General features: G+C 66.4%; 17 protein-coding genes. 8 read left to right on the top strand and 9 right to left on the bottom strand.

Features of this window, described 5'->3' with window-relative positions:
• Positions 1–111 precede the first annotated feature (111 nt).
• From efp to Q0D93_RS04340, 3 genes are read right to left on the bottom strand one after another with little or no spacing between them, the layout of a single operon-like run.
• Complete coding sequence (efp, locus tag Q0D93_RS04350; protein ID WP_294391727.1) at positions 112–675, bottom strand: elongation factor P; 564 nt, start codon at positions 673–675, stop codon at positions 112–114.
• Between the two features lie 51 nt (positions 676–726).
• Positions 727–1,314 (bottom strand): M23 family metallopeptidase, encoded by a 588-nt coding sequence (locus tag Q0D93_RS04345; RefSeq protein ID WP_294391726.1) that lies wholly within the window; start codon positions 1,312–1,314, stop codon positions 727–729.
• On the bottom strand, positions 1,311–2,204 hold the full coding sequence (locus tag Q0D93_RS04340; protein WP_294391725.1) for a L,D-transpeptidase family protein: 894 nt from the start codon (positions 2,202–2,204) through the stop codon (positions 1,311–1,313). The genes Q0D93_RS04345 and Q0D93_RS04340 overlap by 4 nt, the downstream gene beginning before the upstream one ends.
• Before the next feature lie 188 nt (positions 2,205–2,392).
• Here Q0D93_RS04340 and Q0D93_RS04335 point away from each other — a divergent pair, with 188 nt between their 5' ends.
• Together Q0D93_RS04335 and Q0D93_RS04330 are read left to right on the top strand one after the other, a co-directional pair.
• A complete protein-coding gene (locus Q0D93_RS04335) occupies positions 2,393–2,956 on the top strand; it encodes a DUF882 domain-containing protein (protein WP_294391724.1) in 564 nt (187 codons plus the stop codon).
• Between the two features lie 166 nt (positions 2,957–3,122).
• Positions 3,123–4,457 carry a GGDEF domain-containing protein gene (locus Q0D93_RS04330; protein WP_294391723.1) on the top strand — a complete coding sequence of 445 codons (1,335 nt, stop codon included), beginning with the start codon at positions 3,123–3,125 and terminating at the stop codon, positions 4,455–4,457.
• On the opposite strand, the gene Q0D93_RS04325 is transcribed toward Q0D93_RS04330, so the two are convergent.
• From Q0D93_RS04325 to Q0D93_RS04310, 4 genes are read right to left on the bottom strand one after another with little or no spacing between them, the layout of a single operon-like run.
• Positions 4,444–5,784, bottom strand: a complete 1,341-nt coding sequence (locus Q0D93_RS04325; RefSeq protein WP_294391722.1) for a serine hydrolase domain-containing protein — start codon at positions 5,782–5,784, stop codon at positions 4,444–4,446. The genes Q0D93_RS04330 and Q0D93_RS04325 overlap by 14 nt on opposite strands.
• Positions 5,785–5,820: 36 nt before the next feature.
• On the bottom strand, positions 5,821–6,456 hold the full coding sequence (locus Q0D93_RS04320; RefSeq protein ID WP_294391721.1) for a 3-oxoacid CoA-transferase subunit B: 636 nt from the start codon (positions 6,454–6,456) through the stop codon (positions 5,821–5,823).
• The gene (locus Q0D93_RS04315; RefSeq protein WP_294391720.1) at positions 6,456–7,355 is read right to left on the bottom strand and encodes an HAD family acid phosphatase; all 900 of its coding nucleotides are present in this window, start codon (positions 7,353–7,355) and stop codon (positions 6,456–6,458) included. The genes Q0D93_RS04320 and Q0D93_RS04315 overlap by 1 nt, the downstream gene beginning before the upstream one ends.
• On the bottom strand, positions 7,352–8,062 hold the full coding sequence (locus Q0D93_RS04310; protein WP_294391719.1) for a CoA transferase subunit A: 711 nt from the start codon (positions 8,060–8,062) through the stop codon (positions 7,352–7,354). Before Q0D93_RS04310 ends, Q0D93_RS04315 begins: the two co-directional genes overlap by 4 nt.
• A gap of 93 nt (positions 8,063–8,155) precedes the next feature.
• Here Q0D93_RS04310 and Q0D93_RS04305 point away from each other — a divergent pair, with 93 nt between their 5' ends.
• The 6 genes from Q0D93_RS04305 (at position 8,156) to Q0D93_RS04280 (ending at position 14,584) form a co-directional block, all read left to right on the top strand.
• Positions 8,156–9,805 carry a thiamine pyrophosphate-binding protein gene (locus Q0D93_RS04305; protein WP_294391880.1) on the top strand — a complete coding sequence of 550 codons (1,650 nt, stop codon included), beginning with the start codon at positions 8,156–8,158 and terminating at the stop codon, positions 9,803–9,805.
• Complete coding sequence (gene murI, locus Q0D93_RS04300) at positions 9,802–10,599, top strand: glutamate racemase (RefSeq protein ID WP_294391718.1); 798 nt, start codon at positions 9,802–9,804, stop codon at positions 10,597–10,599. The genes Q0D93_RS04305 and murI overlap by 4 nt, the downstream gene beginning before the upstream one ends.
• Positions 10,600–10,704: 105 nt before the next feature.
• Complete coding sequence (gene hemA, locus Q0D93_RS04295) at positions 10,705–11,919, top strand: 5-aminolevulinate synthase (RefSeq protein ID WP_294391717.1); 1,215 nt, start codon at positions 10,705–10,707, stop codon at positions 11,917–11,919.
• Between the two features lie 126 nt (positions 11,920–12,045).
• Positions 12,046–13,353 carry a serine hydroxymethyltransferase gene (gene glyA / locus Q0D93_RS04290; RefSeq protein WP_294391716.1) on the top strand — a complete coding sequence of 436 codons (1,308 nt, stop codon included), beginning with the start codon at positions 12,046–12,048 and terminating at the stop codon, positions 13,351–13,353.
• Between the two features lie 7 nt (positions 13,354–13,360).
• Complete coding sequence (nrdR, locus tag Q0D93_RS04285) at positions 13,361–13,819, top strand: transcriptional regulator NrdR (protein WP_294391715.1); 459 nt, start codon at positions 13,361–13,363, stop codon at positions 13,817–13,819.
• 45 nt (positions 13,820–13,864) lie between these two features.
• Entirely contained in the window at positions 13,865–14,584 is a 720-nt protein-coding gene (locus Q0D93_RS04280; RefSeq protein ID WP_294391714.1) for an RNA methyltransferase, read from the top strand.
• 22 nt (positions 14,585–14,606) lie between these two features.
• On the opposite strand, the gene Q0D93_RS04275 is transcribed toward Q0D93_RS04280, so the two are convergent.
• Both Q0D93_RS04275 and greA read right to left on the bottom strand, forming a co-directional pair.
• Entirely contained in the window at positions 14,607–15,233 is a 627-nt protein-coding gene (locus Q0D93_RS04275; RefSeq protein WP_294391713.1) for a rhomboid family intramembrane serine protease, read from the bottom strand.
• A gap of 22 nt (positions 15,234–15,255) precedes the next feature.
• Positions 15,256–15,732 (bottom strand): transcription elongation factor GreA, encoded by a 477-nt coding sequence (gene greA / locus Q0D93_RS04270; protein WP_294391712.1) that lies wholly within the window; start codon positions 15,730–15,732, stop codon positions 15,256–15,258.
• Between the last annotated feature and the right edge of the window lie 24 nt (positions 15,733–15,756).

Genomic DNA, 15,756 nt, shown 5'->3' with positions numbered 1-15,756 from the left:
TGGCGCCGCCGGAGACCATGGCTCCGGCAGCGCCCCGTATTGACGGCCCGGCGTCGGATGCCCGCCAGAGCCCGATCCCGCCGCTTGACATGCGGTGGGGACAAAGCCGGATCAGTCCGCGCGGCGGACATATTCCTGGCTGTAGACATCGACCACGATGCGCGTACCGCTGGAGATATGCGGCGGCACCATCACGCGCACGCCATTGTCCAGGATTGCCGGCTTGTAGGAGGAAGACGCCGTCTGCCCCTTCACCACCGCATCGGCCTCGACGATCGTCGCCTCGATCGTGTCGGGCAGCTGCACGTTGATCGGCTCTTCGTCATAGAGCTCCATCACCACGTCCATGCCATCCTGCAGGAAGGCGGCGGCGTCACCCAGAAGGTCGCGCGGCAGACCGATCTGCTCGTAGGTTTCCTTGTCCATGAAGGTCAGCTGCTCGCCATCGGCGAACAGGAACTGGAAATCCTTGGTGTCGAGTCGCACCCGCTCCACCGTCTCGGCCGAACGAAAGCGGACATTGTTCTTGCGGCCATCGCGCAGGTTCTTCAGCTCGACCTGCATATAGGCGCCGCCCTTGCCGGGCTGGGTGTGCTGAATCTTCACGGCGCGCCAGATGCCGCCTTCATATTCGATGATGTTGCCGGGACGAATGTCCACGCCGCTGATCTTCATGAGTATCTCGCGCCTAGAAAGAACTGCGCTCCGAAAGCGCAAGCGCGCCCCTTAGCGGGACGCCGCCTGCCCGGCAAGGATCGGGTAGGGATTGACCGCCCGCCCCTGCGACCATGTGTCACCACCGGCCATGGCGTTGACGGCATAATGCAGGTGTGGCGCATCCGGGCTGGCGTCACCCGTCGCGCCAACGGTGCCGAGCGGCTGGCCCTGCGCCACCTTCATGCCTTCGCGCAGGTTCGGCGCATAGGCATCGAGATGGGCGTAATAATCCTGCCAGTTCACATCGTCGCGCCGGACGTAGAGGGTATGGCCGCCATCTTTGCTGTCGAAGATCTTTTCGATCGTGCCGGCGGCGGCGGCGAGAACGGGGGTTCCTTGCGGGGCAGCGATGTCGATCGCCTCATGCGCCCGTTCGCCGCCTGCGCGCGACTGGCCCCAGGTGTCGGTCAATTGGGTCACCTGGACGCCGGCGACCGGAACGACCAGCCCGCCTTGAGCGGCGGACGCCTCGGCCGTGACTGTCTGGTCGGGCGAGCGGGAGGAACCCAGCCCCACCCCACCCGACCTGAGCAGCAGGACGAAGCCGCCGATCACCACCGCGAAGCCGATCAGCATCCACCAACCGAGCCGCGTCACGGCTGGAACACCGCCGGCGTACCCGGACGCACCATCAGGGACAGGCGCGCCGCGTCCCAGTTCGACAGGCGGATACAGCCATGGCTTTCCGACCGGCCGATGCTTTCCGGATGGGAGGTGCCGTGAATGCCGTAATGCGGTTTGTTGAGGTCCATCCACACCACGCCGACCGGTCCGTTGGGCCCGGGCTTCAGCTGCTGCTTGGTGTCGCCCTTGTCGGCATCCCAGAACAGGTCGGGATTGTAATGGAACGGGGGCAGATAAGCGGTCCCCTGGATGGTCCATTTGCCGATCGGCAGCGGATCATGCACGCTGCCCATCGTCGCGGGGAATTGCGCGATCAGCTTGTCGCCCTCCCCGAACACCCGCAGCACGCCATCGGACTTGTCGACCACGACCCGCTCCGCCCGGGGCTGCGCCGAGGAGACGCTGAGCATCTTCAGCGTGTCGCGCCAATCGGGTCTCAACGTGTCGGGATAGCTGGTGGCGCTCGGCAACACATTCGGGACGCGGATCACGGCGCCGACGCGCAGCCGGGTCGAAGGACTATTGAGCGCGATCAAGGTCGCCTTGGATGTATGAAAACGCTCAGCCAGCTTCTCCATCACGTCCGCATAGCCCATGACCGGCAGCTTGGCCTGATCCTCCGGCTTGTCGGGCATCGCGCCGACGAACGGACCGGCCAGCGCCCAACGGCTGAGCGGCACGCCGACCACCCCGGGGGTCGAGGCATAAGGGCGCAGCGCCACCAGCGTGGCGGAATCCAGTTCACCGGTCACGCGCAGATCATTGGCGCTCTGAAATCCTTTCACCGCCTTGGTCAGCGAAGCGCCGCGATGGCCGTCGATGATGCCGGGACCGAAGCCGATCCGGTCGAGAACCACCTGCACCTGCAACACCTGCATGTCGGGGGCGGCGGGGGGAGCAGCCGGTGAAGCGGTACTTACGAGACAAGACGTTGCAATCGCGAGGCAAACGCCGGAAACCTTTAGTTTAACCACGCGTGCTAAGCTCCTATCTTCATGAACGGGCACGAGGAGGAACGCCGTTACGCGGCTTTCTTTCCGAAGAGCGGGGTATGCGTTTGATGATGGATGTCGAAATTGGCCGACGGCGGCTGCTGCGCGGTGCCGTGATGACGGGTGTGGGACTGCTGGGCGCAAGCGCGGCGATGGGCGCCACGCCGGAGCAGCGGCTCGCCTTCCGCAACATCCACACCAACGAGACGTTCGACGCGCGCTTTTTCGGCGCAAACGGTTGGGACAGCCAGGGTCTGGCCGAACTGAACCACGGCCTGCGCGACTGGCGCAACAACCAGTCCACCAGCATGGATCGCGAACTGCTGGTGCTGCTCAGCAGACTGCGCGATCGCCTGGGCGTTGCACCACAGGCCAAGATTGATCTGATTTCGGGCTACCGCTCACCCGTCACCAACGCCGCCCTGCGGGAGCGCGGCGGTGCCCATACCGGTGTTGCCACCAAGAGCCAGCACATGCTGGGCAAGGCGACGGACATCCGGATGCCGGGCGTAGGCCTGGATCGTCTGCACCTGGCGGCATTGTCGCTGAAGGCGGGCGGAGTCGGTTATTACCCGCACGACGGCTTCGTCCATGTTGATACGGGCCGCGTCCGCGCCTGGTGATCGCCTTCGGGCTGTTTCATCAAGGTGAGTAGCCCTTCATACCAGACGATCGGTTGATTATTCTTTCCTAGACGAAGGACCAAGCGCCGCTTCGGTCGTTGTCTCCCTATTCCGGTAGGGGGTGATGGCGGACCATTTCAGGCGGCATTTGCGGAGACGGTTCAGGGTGTCGGCCAAGCGGCTGGCCGGAATCATGGGGTTCGAGCTGTTGCTGCTCGGGCTGCTGATCCTTACCGTCGTCGCATTCCTTTTTCAGGGCGCCCTGCTGGACCGGACGCTGGCGATCATGCCCGATCCGGCCGGGCGCTATGTTCCCCATGCGCGCGCCGATGCGGTGGAAGGCGGAACGTCCGGAATCTCGATCGACCGGCAACAGCCTTCCAGCTGGTCGTGCCGGCTGACCCGGGCCTATCAATATCGCTTCTGCTCCTACGAACTGGCGATCGATCGCACGGGCCGGGGCCACGGCGTCGACCTCACCCATTTCAGCGCGATGCGGATCGTCTTGGATTATGCGGGGCCGGCCGAAACCGTCCGGATCTACCTGCGCAACTTCGATCCCCGCTACAGCAAGCCGGGACAGGTCGATTCCACCAAGTTCAACATGGCCGAGGTGCCGGTTCAGCGCGGGCGCAACGTCATCGATCTGCAGCCCAGCGACCTCCGCCCGGCGGAATGGTGGATCGCCAAGTTCAAGATGCCGCGCGAACTCAGCCAGCCCCAATTCGACAATGTGGTGGCCATCCAGGTGCAGAGCGGAACCTACGCGCCGGTCGGCCGGTACCGCATGCGACTGGATCGGATAACGCTGTCCAGCAAGCGCATCACCATTGGCGCCTGGTACGCCACGATCGTCGGCATCTGGGCGCTGCTGATCGGAGCCTATCTGGTCCACCGCATCGTCCAGCTGTCACGCGACCTCGACCGGCGGCGCGCAAGCCAGGCGGCGGCGCTGCGCCTCGTCCGCCATGCCGAAGAGTCGGCACGGCGCGATTACCTGACGCAATTGCTCAACCGTACCGGCATCATGAACGCCTATCTCGACATCAATGCCATGAGCGGGGACGGAGCGCGACTGGCGGTGATCCTGCTCGACGTGGATCATTTCAAGCAGGTCAACGATCGCTGCGGCCATGTCGTCGGTGATACCGTGCTCACCGGGGTTGCGGATGTGCTGACCGCCAATACGCGCGCCAACGACATTGTGGGGCGATGGGGCGGCGAGGAATTCGTGGTGATCTGCCACGCGGGAGGGGCGGATGCCGCCATGACCGCCGCCGAGACGCTGCGTCGGGCGATCGCCGACCACCCCTTCCCCGGCTGCGGCCCTGTTACCGCCAGCCTGGGCGTCTTTTGCTGCACGGGCGCCGGACAGGAGTTGGAGGTGGCCATCGCCCGTGCCGATGGCGCTTTGTACCGAGCCAAGGCGCAAGGCCGCAATTGCGTGGTGAACTATGACGCCGTGAAGGAGAATATGGGCTTACGCGCTAGGGACGGCTGACCTCCATCCAGTCGCGGAACGGCCTGCCATAATATTGGTCGAGCAGCTCCATCGGCAGCGCGCTAGGCTTCACCCCGCTGGAATTCCACAGCATCGCCACGCCGAACCGCGACACCGGATCGAACACCATCAGCGAGCGCGACCCCGTCACCGCGCCCCGGTGCCAGATGATGTGGTGCCCTTCATAGTTGGAGGCACGAAAGCCGAGCGCATAGGCGCTGTCCTTCAGCGCCAGATCATAGGGCGGCAGGCCGTGGCGGGACGTGGTGACACGCGGGGCATGGACCTCCCACAACAGATCCGGGGGCAGGATGCCGGGGGCGCCGCCCATTTGCGCGCGCATCCAGATGCCGAGATCCACGATGGAGCTGTTGACCCCGCCCGCGGCCGGCACACGGTAATAAGCCTCCTGCACCGGAATTTCCGTCCGTCCACGATGCGGCCGTGCCCAGCTCGGCGCATCGACCAGCCCCTCGCGCGTCGTGCTGGCGCTCGTCATCCCGAGCGGGCCGAAGATGTAGTGCCTCGTGGCCTGATCGTAGCTGAGCCCGGTGGCCTTCTCGATCGCCTCGCGCGCCACGTCGAAGGCGACGTTCTGATAGGCCCAGCAGGTGCCCGGCGGACACATCGGGAAGAGCGGCCCGTACATGCCGCGGATCAGGCCGGGATCCTCGTTATTTTCCAGCCGATCGTCATAGGCGTTCTTGACGATGCCCAGCCGGTGCGACAGCGCGTCGGCCAGGGTCGCGACATTCTGATTGTCCTTGGGCAGCTTCAACGTGGTCGACCATTTGGAGACGGGATCGTCCAGCGACAGCTTGCCCTGCCGCGCCAGCAACGCCTCCAGCGTCGCCGCCACCCCCTTGGACACGGATGCCCAGCGGAAGATGGTCTGCGGGGTAACCTTGTCGGCGGAGCCCGCCTCGGTCACGCCATAGCCCTTGATGAAGGACAATTGCCCGTCCTCGATCACGGCGATGCTGAGGCCGACCATGTCCTTGCGCTCGACCACGGACTGCAGCCGCCGGTCGAGCCGGGCATAATCGATGCGGTAGGATTTGGGGTTGAGCGGGCCAGCACCCAGCTTGCGTTCGGCCGTGGCCGCCGCGCTGATACCCTGTCGCACCGGGCGGGCCGCGAAGAAATGGCGGGCGATCACCACCAATTCGACCAGCAAGGCGAGCGCGAGCAGGCCATAGATGCTGCGCACGACCAGCGGATCACGCCACAACAGACGATCACGGACTTTGGAAGGCGGCTTCAGCTTGATCACGGGCGTCTTTTCATTGTCCCGCTCAGCCTTGCGGACGCGAAGCCGCCCCGTCAACGAGCGCCGTATTCGGTTCGTCGTGCGACGAAGCGTTCAGCCGTCGTAGGCCGCACCCGTCTTCGCCCGCACCTCATCCGCCGTCACGCCGGGCGCGAGTTCCAGCAGCCGGAACCGGCTTGCATGGTCCGGACGGCCAAAGACGCACAGGTCGGTCACGATCATGTCCACCACGTTCTGGCCCGTCAGCGGCAGGGTGCAGGCGGGGATGAACTTGGGCTCGCCAGCCCGGGACACATGCTCCATCACGACGATGATCGTCTTGACCCCGGCGACCAGGTCCATCGCCCCGCCCATGCCCTTCACCATCTTGCCGGGGATCATCCAGTTGGCGATGTCGCCGCCCTCCGACACCTCCATCGCGCCGAGCACGGTAAGGTCGATATGCCCGCCCCGGATCATGGCGAAACTGTCGGACGAGGAAAAGTAGCTGGAGGACGGCAGTTCGCTGATGGTCTGCTTGCCGGCGTTGATCAGGTCGGGATCGACCGCGTCATCATAGGGGAACGGGCCGATGCCCAGCATCCCGTTCTCCGATTGCAAGGTTACCTCGATGCCCGGAGGCACATGATTGGCCACCAATGTCGGGATGCCGATGCCCAGGTTGACGTAGAAGCCGTCCCGCAATTCCCGCGCGGCCCGCGCCGCCATGTCGTCACGAGTCCAGGGCATCAATGCGTCTCCGATGGGCCGGACCAGCGTTTGTCCGCCGGGAACAGATCATCCAGGGTGCCGGCCACGCCGGAGCCGTATACCGGATTGGGCAGCAGGAACCACCCCGCTCCCCACTTCGCCGCGACCGCCGGGGATTGGGCGAGGGTACGGCGTCCCTGCACCGACAGGGTCGGCGTGTTGAAGGCGTCGCTGAAGTCGCCGAGCTGATCGCCCATCATCGCCAGCACGCACCAGCGCGCCGCCACCGCCTGACGCCGCGGGTCCTTGCCCGATCCGGGCGCCACGTCGTTGCGGAGGAACAGGGTCTGATCATGCACCGCCGGGCCAAGTCCGGCCGTGGCGAGCGCGTCGATCGCGCCGGTGGCATTGGCGCTCAGCCGGTTGGAGATGAAGATCGGCGTTATGCCGGCCGCGCGCACCTGGGCCAGCGCCTCGCGCGCGCCGGGAACGGGCTCGACATAGGGCGCCCCACCCTTCTCCCACGCATCCCAGCGTGCGGCGTCGAAGCCGGCGTCGGGGCGGGTCGCCCCGTCATAATTGGCGCCGGTGTTGAGGATGGCGGTTTCGTCCATGTCGAGCACGATCGCCGCGGGCTTTGCACCGCATTGCGCCCAGCGGGGTGCATCCGGTGTCGCACCGGTCACAAGCACGGCGCCGTCGACCGGCTTGCCCTGCTTGCGGGCAGCGTCGGCAGCCAGGACGAAGCGGACCATCTGCCGATAGGCCTGACGCGACAGGATCGCGGCCTCGCCCGATCCGTGCAGCCATTGCAACGTCTTGGGCACCGCAGGGGCGGACGATGCCGGGGTGGGCGGCGGCGCAGGCCTGTTGTCCACCGCGACCACGCAGCCGGCCAGCAGCGGCAAGGCCGCGATCGTGGGCAGGAAATGCTTCACGCCGCCTCACGCGGGCGGGTGGTACGAAACTCGATCTTCTTGTCGTAGGGCGCGCCCAGGATCAGCCGCTTCACATAGATGCCGGGCACATGGATCGCGTCGGGATCGAGGCTGCCTACCGGCACGATCTCCTCCACCTCCGCCACCGTCATCCTGCTGGCTGTCGCCATCGGCTGGTTGAAGTTGCGCGCCGTCTTGCGGAAAATGAGGTTGCCGGCCTCGTCCGCCTTCCACCCCTTGATGATCGACAGGTCGGCAACGATCCCGCGTTCCAGGACATAGGTCTGCCCATCGAACTCCCGGGTCTCCTTGCCGTCGGCCACCACCGTGCCGACGCCCGTTTTGGTGTAGAAGCCCGGAATCCCCGCCCCGCCCGCGCGGCAGCGTTCGGCCAGCGTGCCCTGGGGGCAGAACTCGACCTCCAGCTCACCCGCCAGATATTGCCGCTCGAACTCCTTGTTCTCGCCCACATAGGAGGAGATCATCTTGGCGATCTGGCGGGAGCGCAGCAGCTTGCCCAGACCCACGCCGTCGATCCCGGCATTGTTGGACACGACGGTCAGGCCGGCTACGCCCGACGCTTCGATCGCGTCGATCAGCCGTTCGGGGATGCCGCACAGGCCAAAGCCGCCCGCACACACCGTCATGCCGTTCGCAAGCAGGCCGTCCAGGGCGGCGGCCGCGTCGGGATAGATCTTGTTCGCCACGAAACCTCCACCGGAGCTGGACCGGGATGTAGGCGGTCCGAGCGAAGCGGGTCAACATTGCCGCTTGCCCTCCCGCCCGGCTATGACGCGCGCATGATGACCCCAAGGACCGGCGGCCGCATCCTGGTGGATGCTCTTGTCACCCAAGGCTGCGACCGCATCTTCACCGTACCGGGCGAAAGTTTCCTGCCGGTGCTGGATGCGCTGTACGACACCCCCTCCATCAACCTGGTGGTGACCCGCGCGGAGGGTGGCGCGGCCTTTATGGCCGAAGCGGACGGCAAGATGACCCATCGGCCTGGAATTGCCTTCGTGACGCGCGGGCCGGGCGCCACCAACGCCTCCATCGGCGTGCATGTGGCGATGCAGGATTCCACTCCGATGATCCTGTTCGTGGGCGACGTGGCGCGCGACGCCCGCGATCGGGAAGGCTTTCAGGAAGTCGATTTGCCGGCCTTCTTCACACCGCTTGCGAAGTGGGCGGCACGGATCGAGGATGCGGCGCGCATCCCGGAATATGTCGCCCGCGCCTACGCCACCGCTATCAGCGGCAGGCCCGGGCCGGTGGTGCTGGCGCTGCCCGAAGACATGCTGGAAAGCCAAGCGCAAGCGGAGGACCGGCCAGCCATCGCCCGTGTCACGCAGGCCTGCCCGGCCGAGGCGGTAGGCCATGTCTATGCCCTGCTGCGCCAGGCCAGGGCGCCGCTGGCGATCGTCGGCGGCGCGGATTGGGATGCCGAGACCGGGCGCGACTTTGCCGACTTCGCGCGTCGCACGGGCCTGCCGGTAGTGGCCGCGTTCCGTCGCCAGGATGCGATCCCGAACGAGAGCCCGGTCTATGCCGGCAATCTCGGCTATGGCCCCAACCCCAAGCTGGTCCAGCGGGTGCGCGATGCCGACCTGCTGCTGGTGGTCGGCGCGCGGCTGGGGGAGGCGACCACCGATGGCTATACGCTGATCACGCCCGACCATCCCGGGCAGGTGCTGGTCCACGTCCACCCCGATGCGACCGAACTCGACCGGGTCTACCGCACCGATCTGGCGGTGTGCGCCGACACGCGAGCCTTTGCCGCCGCCATTGCCAACGTCAGCGATCATTCGGTCCATTTCGAGGCTGGCGCACAAGCACATGCCGAGTGGCTGGACTGGAGCACGCCCGCGCCCAACGGAGCCGCGCTCGACCTCAATCTCTGCTGGGCGGTCCTGCGTGAACAGCTGCCGGGGGACAGCATCATCTGCAACGGTGCGGGCAATTTCTCGGCCTGGGCGCATCGCTTCTGGCATTATGCTGCCAAGCCGTCTCAACTGGCGCCGACGGCCGGCGCGATGGGCTATGGCGTGCCGGCGGCGATCGCGGCGGCATTGCGTTTCCCGGAGCGGCAGGTGGTCGCGGTGGCGGGCGACGGCGACTTCCTGATGAACGGACAGGAGCTTGCCACCGCCGCCCACCAGGGTGCCCGACTGTTGGTGCTGCTGATCGACAATGGCAGCTACGGCACGATCCGGATGCATCAGGAGCGGCGCTATCCGGCGCGCGTATCCGGCACCGACCTCGCCAATCCCGACTTTGCCGCGCTCGCCCACGCCCATGGCGGATGGGCCGAGACGGTGGAGCGGACCGACCAGTTCGCACCGGCGCTGGCCCGCGCGCTGGAGCAATCAGGCGTGGCCCTGCTCCACCTCAGGACCGAGATCGAGCGGATCAGTCCCGCACTGACCATTTCGGGCCTGCGCGGCGGATGAGCGACGCCCGCCCTCTCCTGCTGTTCGACTCCGGCGTCGGCGGCCTGTCCGTGCTGGCAGAGGTCAGGACAGCCCTGCCCCGCGCTCCGATCGTCTATGTCGCCGACAATGCCGGCTTTCCCTATGGCACCAAATCGGAGGCGGAGATCAGCGCGCGCGTGCCCGCCTTGCTCGGGCGGCTGGCGGAACGCTATCGCCCGCGCCTGATCACCATTGCGTGCAACACCGCCTCCACCATCGCGCTGGCCGGGGTGCGCGCGGCGTTGGACCTGCCGGTTGTCGGCACGGTGCCCGCGATCAAGCCCGCCGCCGAACAGTCGCAGACCCGCGTGATCGGGATACTCGGCACCGATGCAACGGTGCGGCAACCTTATGTGGACGATCTGTCGCGGCGCTTCGCTGGCGATTGCCGGGTGCTGCGCCACGGTTCGGCGGCCTTGGTCACGCTGGCGGAAGCCACGTTGCGTGGGCAGTCGACCCCGGACAGCGCCTATGCCGACGCGCTCGCCGGCCTGCTCGACCAGGAAGGGGGCGAGCGGATGGACGTGGTGGTGTTGGCCTGCACCCACTTCCCGCTGGTGGCGGACCGGCTGACAGCCGTGGCACCCCGCCCCTTGCGCTTCGTCGACGGAGCGGCCGGCATCGCCCGTCGCATCGTCCACCTGACTGACGGCCAAGCCTGGCCGGCGGCGTCACCACCCGGCGCCGCCGTCTTCACCGGTCCGATCCAGCCGTCGCAGGCCTTTGCCGACGCCCTCGCCCAACGCGGCCTGGGCCGGGTGGAGATCCTGTAAAACCGCCCAGTGTGATCGGAACTTTGACGCCGGACAAAGCCTTCCTGCTGGAAAATCAGCATGTCCGACGCTAGAGACACATCTTCGCTGCCGGGGACTGGCACTTTGGATTATTCCCGCATTTTTACCCAGGCGATCGACCGGCTGCATGCCGAGGGTCGCTATCGGGTCTTTATCGACATCCTGCGCAACAAGGGCATGTTCCCGAACGCACGCTGCTTCGCCGGGCATAACGGGCCGAAGCCGATCACGGTGTGGTGCTCCAACGACTATCTGTCGATGGGCCAGCATCCCAAGGTGATCGCGGCGATGGAGGAGGCGCTGCACGATGTCGGCGCGGGCTCCGGCGGCACGCGCAACATCGGCGGCAACACTCATTATCATATCGACCTGGAACATGAGCTTGCCGACCTGCACGGCAAGGAGAATGCGCTGCTGTTCACCTCCGGCTATGTCTCCAACGAAGCGACATTGTCGACGCTGGCCAAGGTGCTGCCGGGCTGCATCATCTTCTCGGACGAGCTGAACCATGCCTCCATGATCGCGGGCATTCGGAATTCGGGGTGCGAGAAGAAGATCTTCCGCCACAACGACCTCCACCATCTGGAGGAATTGCTGGCCGAGGCCGACCCCGAAGCGCCCAAGCTGATCGCGTTCGAGAGCGTCTATTCGATGGACGGCGACGTCGCGCCGATCCACGCCATCTGCGACTTGGCGGACAAATATCATGCCCTCACCTACCTGGACGAGGTGCATGCGGTCGGCATGTACGGTCCGCGCGGCGGCGGCATTTCCGATCGGGAGGCGGCCACCAGCCGGCTGACGATCATCGAAGGGACGCTCGGCAAGGCGTTCGGGGTGATGGGCGGCTATATCGCGGCGGACAAGATGATCGTCGACGTGATCCGCTCCTACGCGCCGGGCTTCATCTTCACGACCTCGCTCTCGCCGGTGCTGGTCGCCGGTGCGCTCGCCAGCGTGCGCCACCTCAAAGGCTCCTCGGCGGAGCGCGAGGGGCAGCAGGCGGCGGCCGCCCGGCTGAAGGGCATGATGGCGGATGCGGGGCTGCCGGTGATGGACACCACCACGCACATCGTGCCGCTGATGGTGGGCGATCCGGTCAAGGCCAAGCGCGCCAGCGACATCCTGCTGGCCGAGTATGGCGTCTATGTGCAGCCGATCAACTATCCCACCGTCCCGCGCGGTACGGAGCGGCTGCGTTTCACCCCGGGCCCCAGCCACAGCGAGGAGATGATGCGGGAGCTGGTCGATGCGCTGGTGGAGATCTGGGACCGGATGGAGATGCGGCTCGCCGCCTGACCGTTTGGGACCATGCCCAAGCTGGCCTGAATCGCACGGCAGCTCTAGAGGGATGGCGATCCGAATCGACCGAAGCCCGGCATGGCCATGCGCCACCGGGCTGCCGCATCCTCAAGGGAGCCCCGCATGAGCAGCCAGATCGCGAACGACATTCAGCCGGACGGCTTCTTCTCACGCGGGCTGGAGCAGGCCGATCCCGCCGTGTTCGCCGGGGTCCGGCATGAAATCACCCGCGAGAAGGACCAGATCGAGCTGATCGCGTCCGAGAACATCGTCTCCAAGGCGGTGCTGGAGGCGCAAGGGTCCGTCTTCACCAACAAATATGCCGAGGGCTATCCCGGCAAGCGTTATTATCAGGGCTGTGCGCCGTCCGACGAGGTCGAGCAGCTCGCGATTGATCGCGCCAGGCAGCTGTTCGGCTGCAACTTCGCCAACGTCCAGCCGCATTCGGGCGCGCAGGCGAACGGCGCCGTCATGCTGGCGCTGACCAAGCCGGGCAACACGATCATGGGGCTCAGCCTGGATGCCGGCGGCCACCTTACCCACGGCGCGCGTGCCGCCATGTCGGGCAAGTGGTTCAACGCGGTGCAATATGGCGTCACCCGCGACACCCACCTGATCGACTATGACCAGGTCGAGGCGATGGCGCAGGAGCATAAGCCGACCATCATCATCGCGGGCGGATCGGCCTATCCCCGCCACATCGACTTCGCCCGCTTCCGCGCGATCGCGGACGCGGTCGGCGCGATGTTCATGGTCGACATGGCGCACTTCGCCGGGCTGGTCGCGGGCGGTGTCCACCCCTCGCCGTTCGGCCACGCCCATGTGGTTACCACCACCACGCACAAGACGCTGCGCGGCCCCCGTGGCGGCATGATCATGACCGATGACGAGGCCATCGCGAAGAAGATCAATTCGGCCGTATTCCCCGGCCTGCAGGGCGGCCCGCTGATGCACGTCGTCGCCGCCAAGGCGGTGGCGTTCGGTGAGGCGCTCGATCCGTCGTTCAAGGCCTATGCCAAAGCGGTGGTCGACAATGCCAAGGCGCTGGCCGAACAGCTGAAGCAGCGTGGCGCGGCGATCGTTTCGGGCGGGACTGACACGCACCTGGCGCTGGTGGACCTGACCCCGCTGGGCGTTACCGGCCGCGACGCGGACGAGGCGCTGGAGCGGTGCGGCATCACCTGCAACAAGAACGGCATCCCGTTCGATCCGCTGCCCCCGGTCAAGACCAGCGGCATCCGCGTCGGATCGCCGGCGGGCACCACCCGTGGCTTCGGCGTGGCCGAATTCCGCGAGATTGCCGACATGATCGCGGACGTGCTGGAGGGCCTGCGCACCAACGGCGAGGCGGGCGACGCCCAGGTCGAGCAGAATGTGCGCGAGCGCGTCAAGACGCTGACTGCGCGTTTCCCCATCTACCCGGAGCTTTGACGCCCACGTGCGCTGCCCCTTCTGTTCGCACCCCGACAGCCAGGTCAAGGATAGCCGTCCGGCGGAAGATGGCGCCGCCATCCGCCGGCGGCGTCAGTGCGAGAGTTGCGGCGCGCGCTTCTCCACGTTCGAACGGACGCAGCTGCGAGAGGTGACGATCGTCAAGAATGACGGCACCCGGCAGTCGTTCGATCGCGCCAAGCTGGAACGGTCGGTCGCCATAGCCGCGCGCAAGCGGCCGGTGGCGCCCGAGCAGATCGAGCAACTCGTATCCGGCATCCAGCGCCAGCTGGAAACGCTGGGCGATAGCGAGATCCCGGCGTCCCGGGTGGGCGAAATGGTGATGGACGGGCTGCAGCAGCTCGACAGCGTGGCCTATATCCGCTTCGCCAGCGTGTATAAGAATTTCCGCGAAGCCAAGGACTTCGAAGCCTTTGCGGGCAGCGTATCGGAACAGGGCGAGTAAGCGCCCACGCCCCCTTCCGGGCATGACCCAGCGGATAAGAGAGACATGACAGCCCCGCCCCCCGCCATCGTTCTGGTCCGCCCGCAGCTTGCCGAGAATATCGGCAAGGCGGCGCGTGCCATGCTGAACTTCGGCCTCACCGACCTGCGTCTGGTCAGCCCACGCGATGGCTGGCCTAATCCCGCCGCCGGCCCGGCCGCGTCGGGCGCTGATATCGTGCTGGAGCGCGCACGGCTGTTCGACAGCGTGGCGGATGCGGTGGCCGATTGTGCGCACGTCTATGCCACCACGGTCCGCAAGCGCGGCGTCACCAAGCCGGTGGTGCGCCCCGATGAGGCCGCCATCGCCGTGCGGGCGGAGACGGGCGGCAGCGCATTCCTGTTCGGGCCGGAGCGGTCGGGGCTGGAGACGGACGATGTGGCGGTGGCGCGGACGATCCTGACCGTGCCGATCAATCCGGAGTTCGGCAGCCTCAACCTCGCACAGGCCGTGATTCTGGTCGCCTATGAATGGTCCAAGGGCGAGACGCTGAAACAGCCCCCGGCCGTGGAGATCGATCCGCCCGCCCCCCAGATCGAACTGGACGGCATGATCGATCAGCTGGACGGGATGCTACAGGCGACTGGCTACTTCTACCCACCGGACCGCACACCCGTTACGCGGCGCACGCTGCGCACCTTGCTGACCAAGCCGGGCTGGAACAGTCAGGAGGTCCGCACCCTGCGCGGCGTCCTGTCGACCCTCGCGCGTCCCCGGCCACGCTGAGCCGGGCCTTGCGCCTAGACGCTCAAGCCTTGCGGTAGTGCCAGCGGAGCATCGGCCTGGCGAGCAATAAGCCGGCGATGAAGCCCCCGATATGGGCGGCGGCGGCGATCGCCACGCCTTCGGTGCGGGATGCGATGCCGAGCAGGAGCTGCACCGCGATCCACGCCGCCGCCAGCCATGCCACATGCAGCCAGCGCGCGACCTCCGGTGAGAATCTGGACGGCAGGCGCTGGCCGTAGAGGATGGCATAAGCCCCCACCAGCGCGGAAATGGCGCCGCTGGCCCCGATCATCGGCGTCATGGAATGCGGGCCGACGACATATTGCGCCAGCGCGGCGGCATAGGCCCCGCCGATGAAGAGCGACAGCACGCCCGCACGGCCGAGCGCCACCTCATCCTCACGCCCGCAATAGAACAGCATCAGCAGGTTGAAGCCGAGGTGGAGCAGACCCGCATGGAGCAGGGTCGCGCTGAGCGGCGTAAGCACCAGCGGCAGGGCGCCGGTCACCATGGCGCCGGACAGCCGCGCGGGGATGAACCCGCCTACCATCGCGGCCAGGTCGCCCATGTGGAGCGTGCTGACGGCGAGATAGCTGACAACGGTCAACGCGCCCAGCGTGACCGTCATCTTGGGCGAGGTCGTCTTCATCCCTTGCGGAGCAGGACGATAGTCAGATGAATTCGATCTGGGAAACGACGTAATAACGATCGCCCGAAGGAACCGTCACCTCGACCTCATCGTCCACCTTGCGCCCGATCAGCGCGCGGCCGAGCGGCGAATTGTAGCTGATCCGGCCCTGCTTGGCATTCGCCTCGGTCTGGCCGACGATCTGGTACTTCACCGGCTTTTCGTCTTCGTCCAGCAGGTGGACGGTGGCGCCGAACACGATCTTGTCACCCGACAGCATCGTGGGGTCGATCACCTGCGACCGGGCGAGCTTGTCCTCGGCGTCGGCGATCATTGCCTCGACCTGGCCCTGACGCTCCTTGGCGGCGTGATATTCGGCATTTTCCGAAAGGTCGCCGTGGGCGCGCGCCTCTTCGATCGCGTCGATGATCTGCGGACGCTCGGCCTTCAGGCGCGCAAGCTCTTCCGTGAGCATTGCATAACCTTCCGCCAACATCGGCAGCTTGTCTTCGCTCGCCATCTCGAAACTATCCCCTTTCAACCG

The sequence above is a fragment of the uncultured Sphingomonas sp. genome, assembly GCF_934560975.1.
Lineage (GTDB): Bacteria > Pseudomonadota > Alphaproteobacteria > Sphingomonadales > Sphingomonadaceae > Sphingomonas_I.
The sequence above is the reverse complement of the archived record's forward strand: the minus strand, read 5'-3'. Positions and strand labels throughout refer to the sequence as shown.

Coding starts and splice junctions, on each gene's coding strand:
- Q0D93_RS04335 (WP_294391724.1), top strand. CDS start 2,393: ATGCGTTTGATGATGGATGTCGAAATTGGCCGACGGCGGCTGCTGCGC.
- murI (WP_294391718.1), top strand. CDS start 9,802: ATGAGCGACGCCCGCCCTCTCCTGCTGTTCGACTCCGGCGTCGGCGGC.
- greA (WP_294391712.1), bottom strand. CDS start 15,732: ATGGCGAGCGAAGACAAGCTGCCGATGTTGGCGGAAGGTTATGCAATG.
- Q0D93_RS04320 (WP_294391721.1), bottom strand. CDS start 6,456: ATGCCCTGGACTCGTGACGACATGGCGGCGCGGGCCGCGCGGGAATTG.
- Q0D93_RS04305 (WP_294391880.1), top strand. CDS start 8,156: ATGATGACCCCAAGGACCGGCGGCCGCATCCTGGTGGATGCTCTTGTC.
- efp (WP_294391727.1), bottom strand. CDS start 675: ATGAAGATCAGCGGCGTGGACATTCGTCCCGGCAACATCATCGAATAT.
- Q0D93_RS04275 (WP_294391713.1), bottom strand. CDS start 15,233: ATGAAGACGACCTCGCCCAAGATGACGGTCACGCTGGGCGCGTTGACC.
- Q0D93_RS04280 (WP_294391714.1), top strand. CDS start 13,865: ATGACAGCCCCGCCCCCCGCCATCGTTCTGGTCCGCCCGCAGCTTGCC.
- glyA (WP_294391716.1), top strand. CDS start 12,046: ATGAGCAGCCAGATCGCGAACGACATTCAGCCGGACGGCTTCTTCTCA.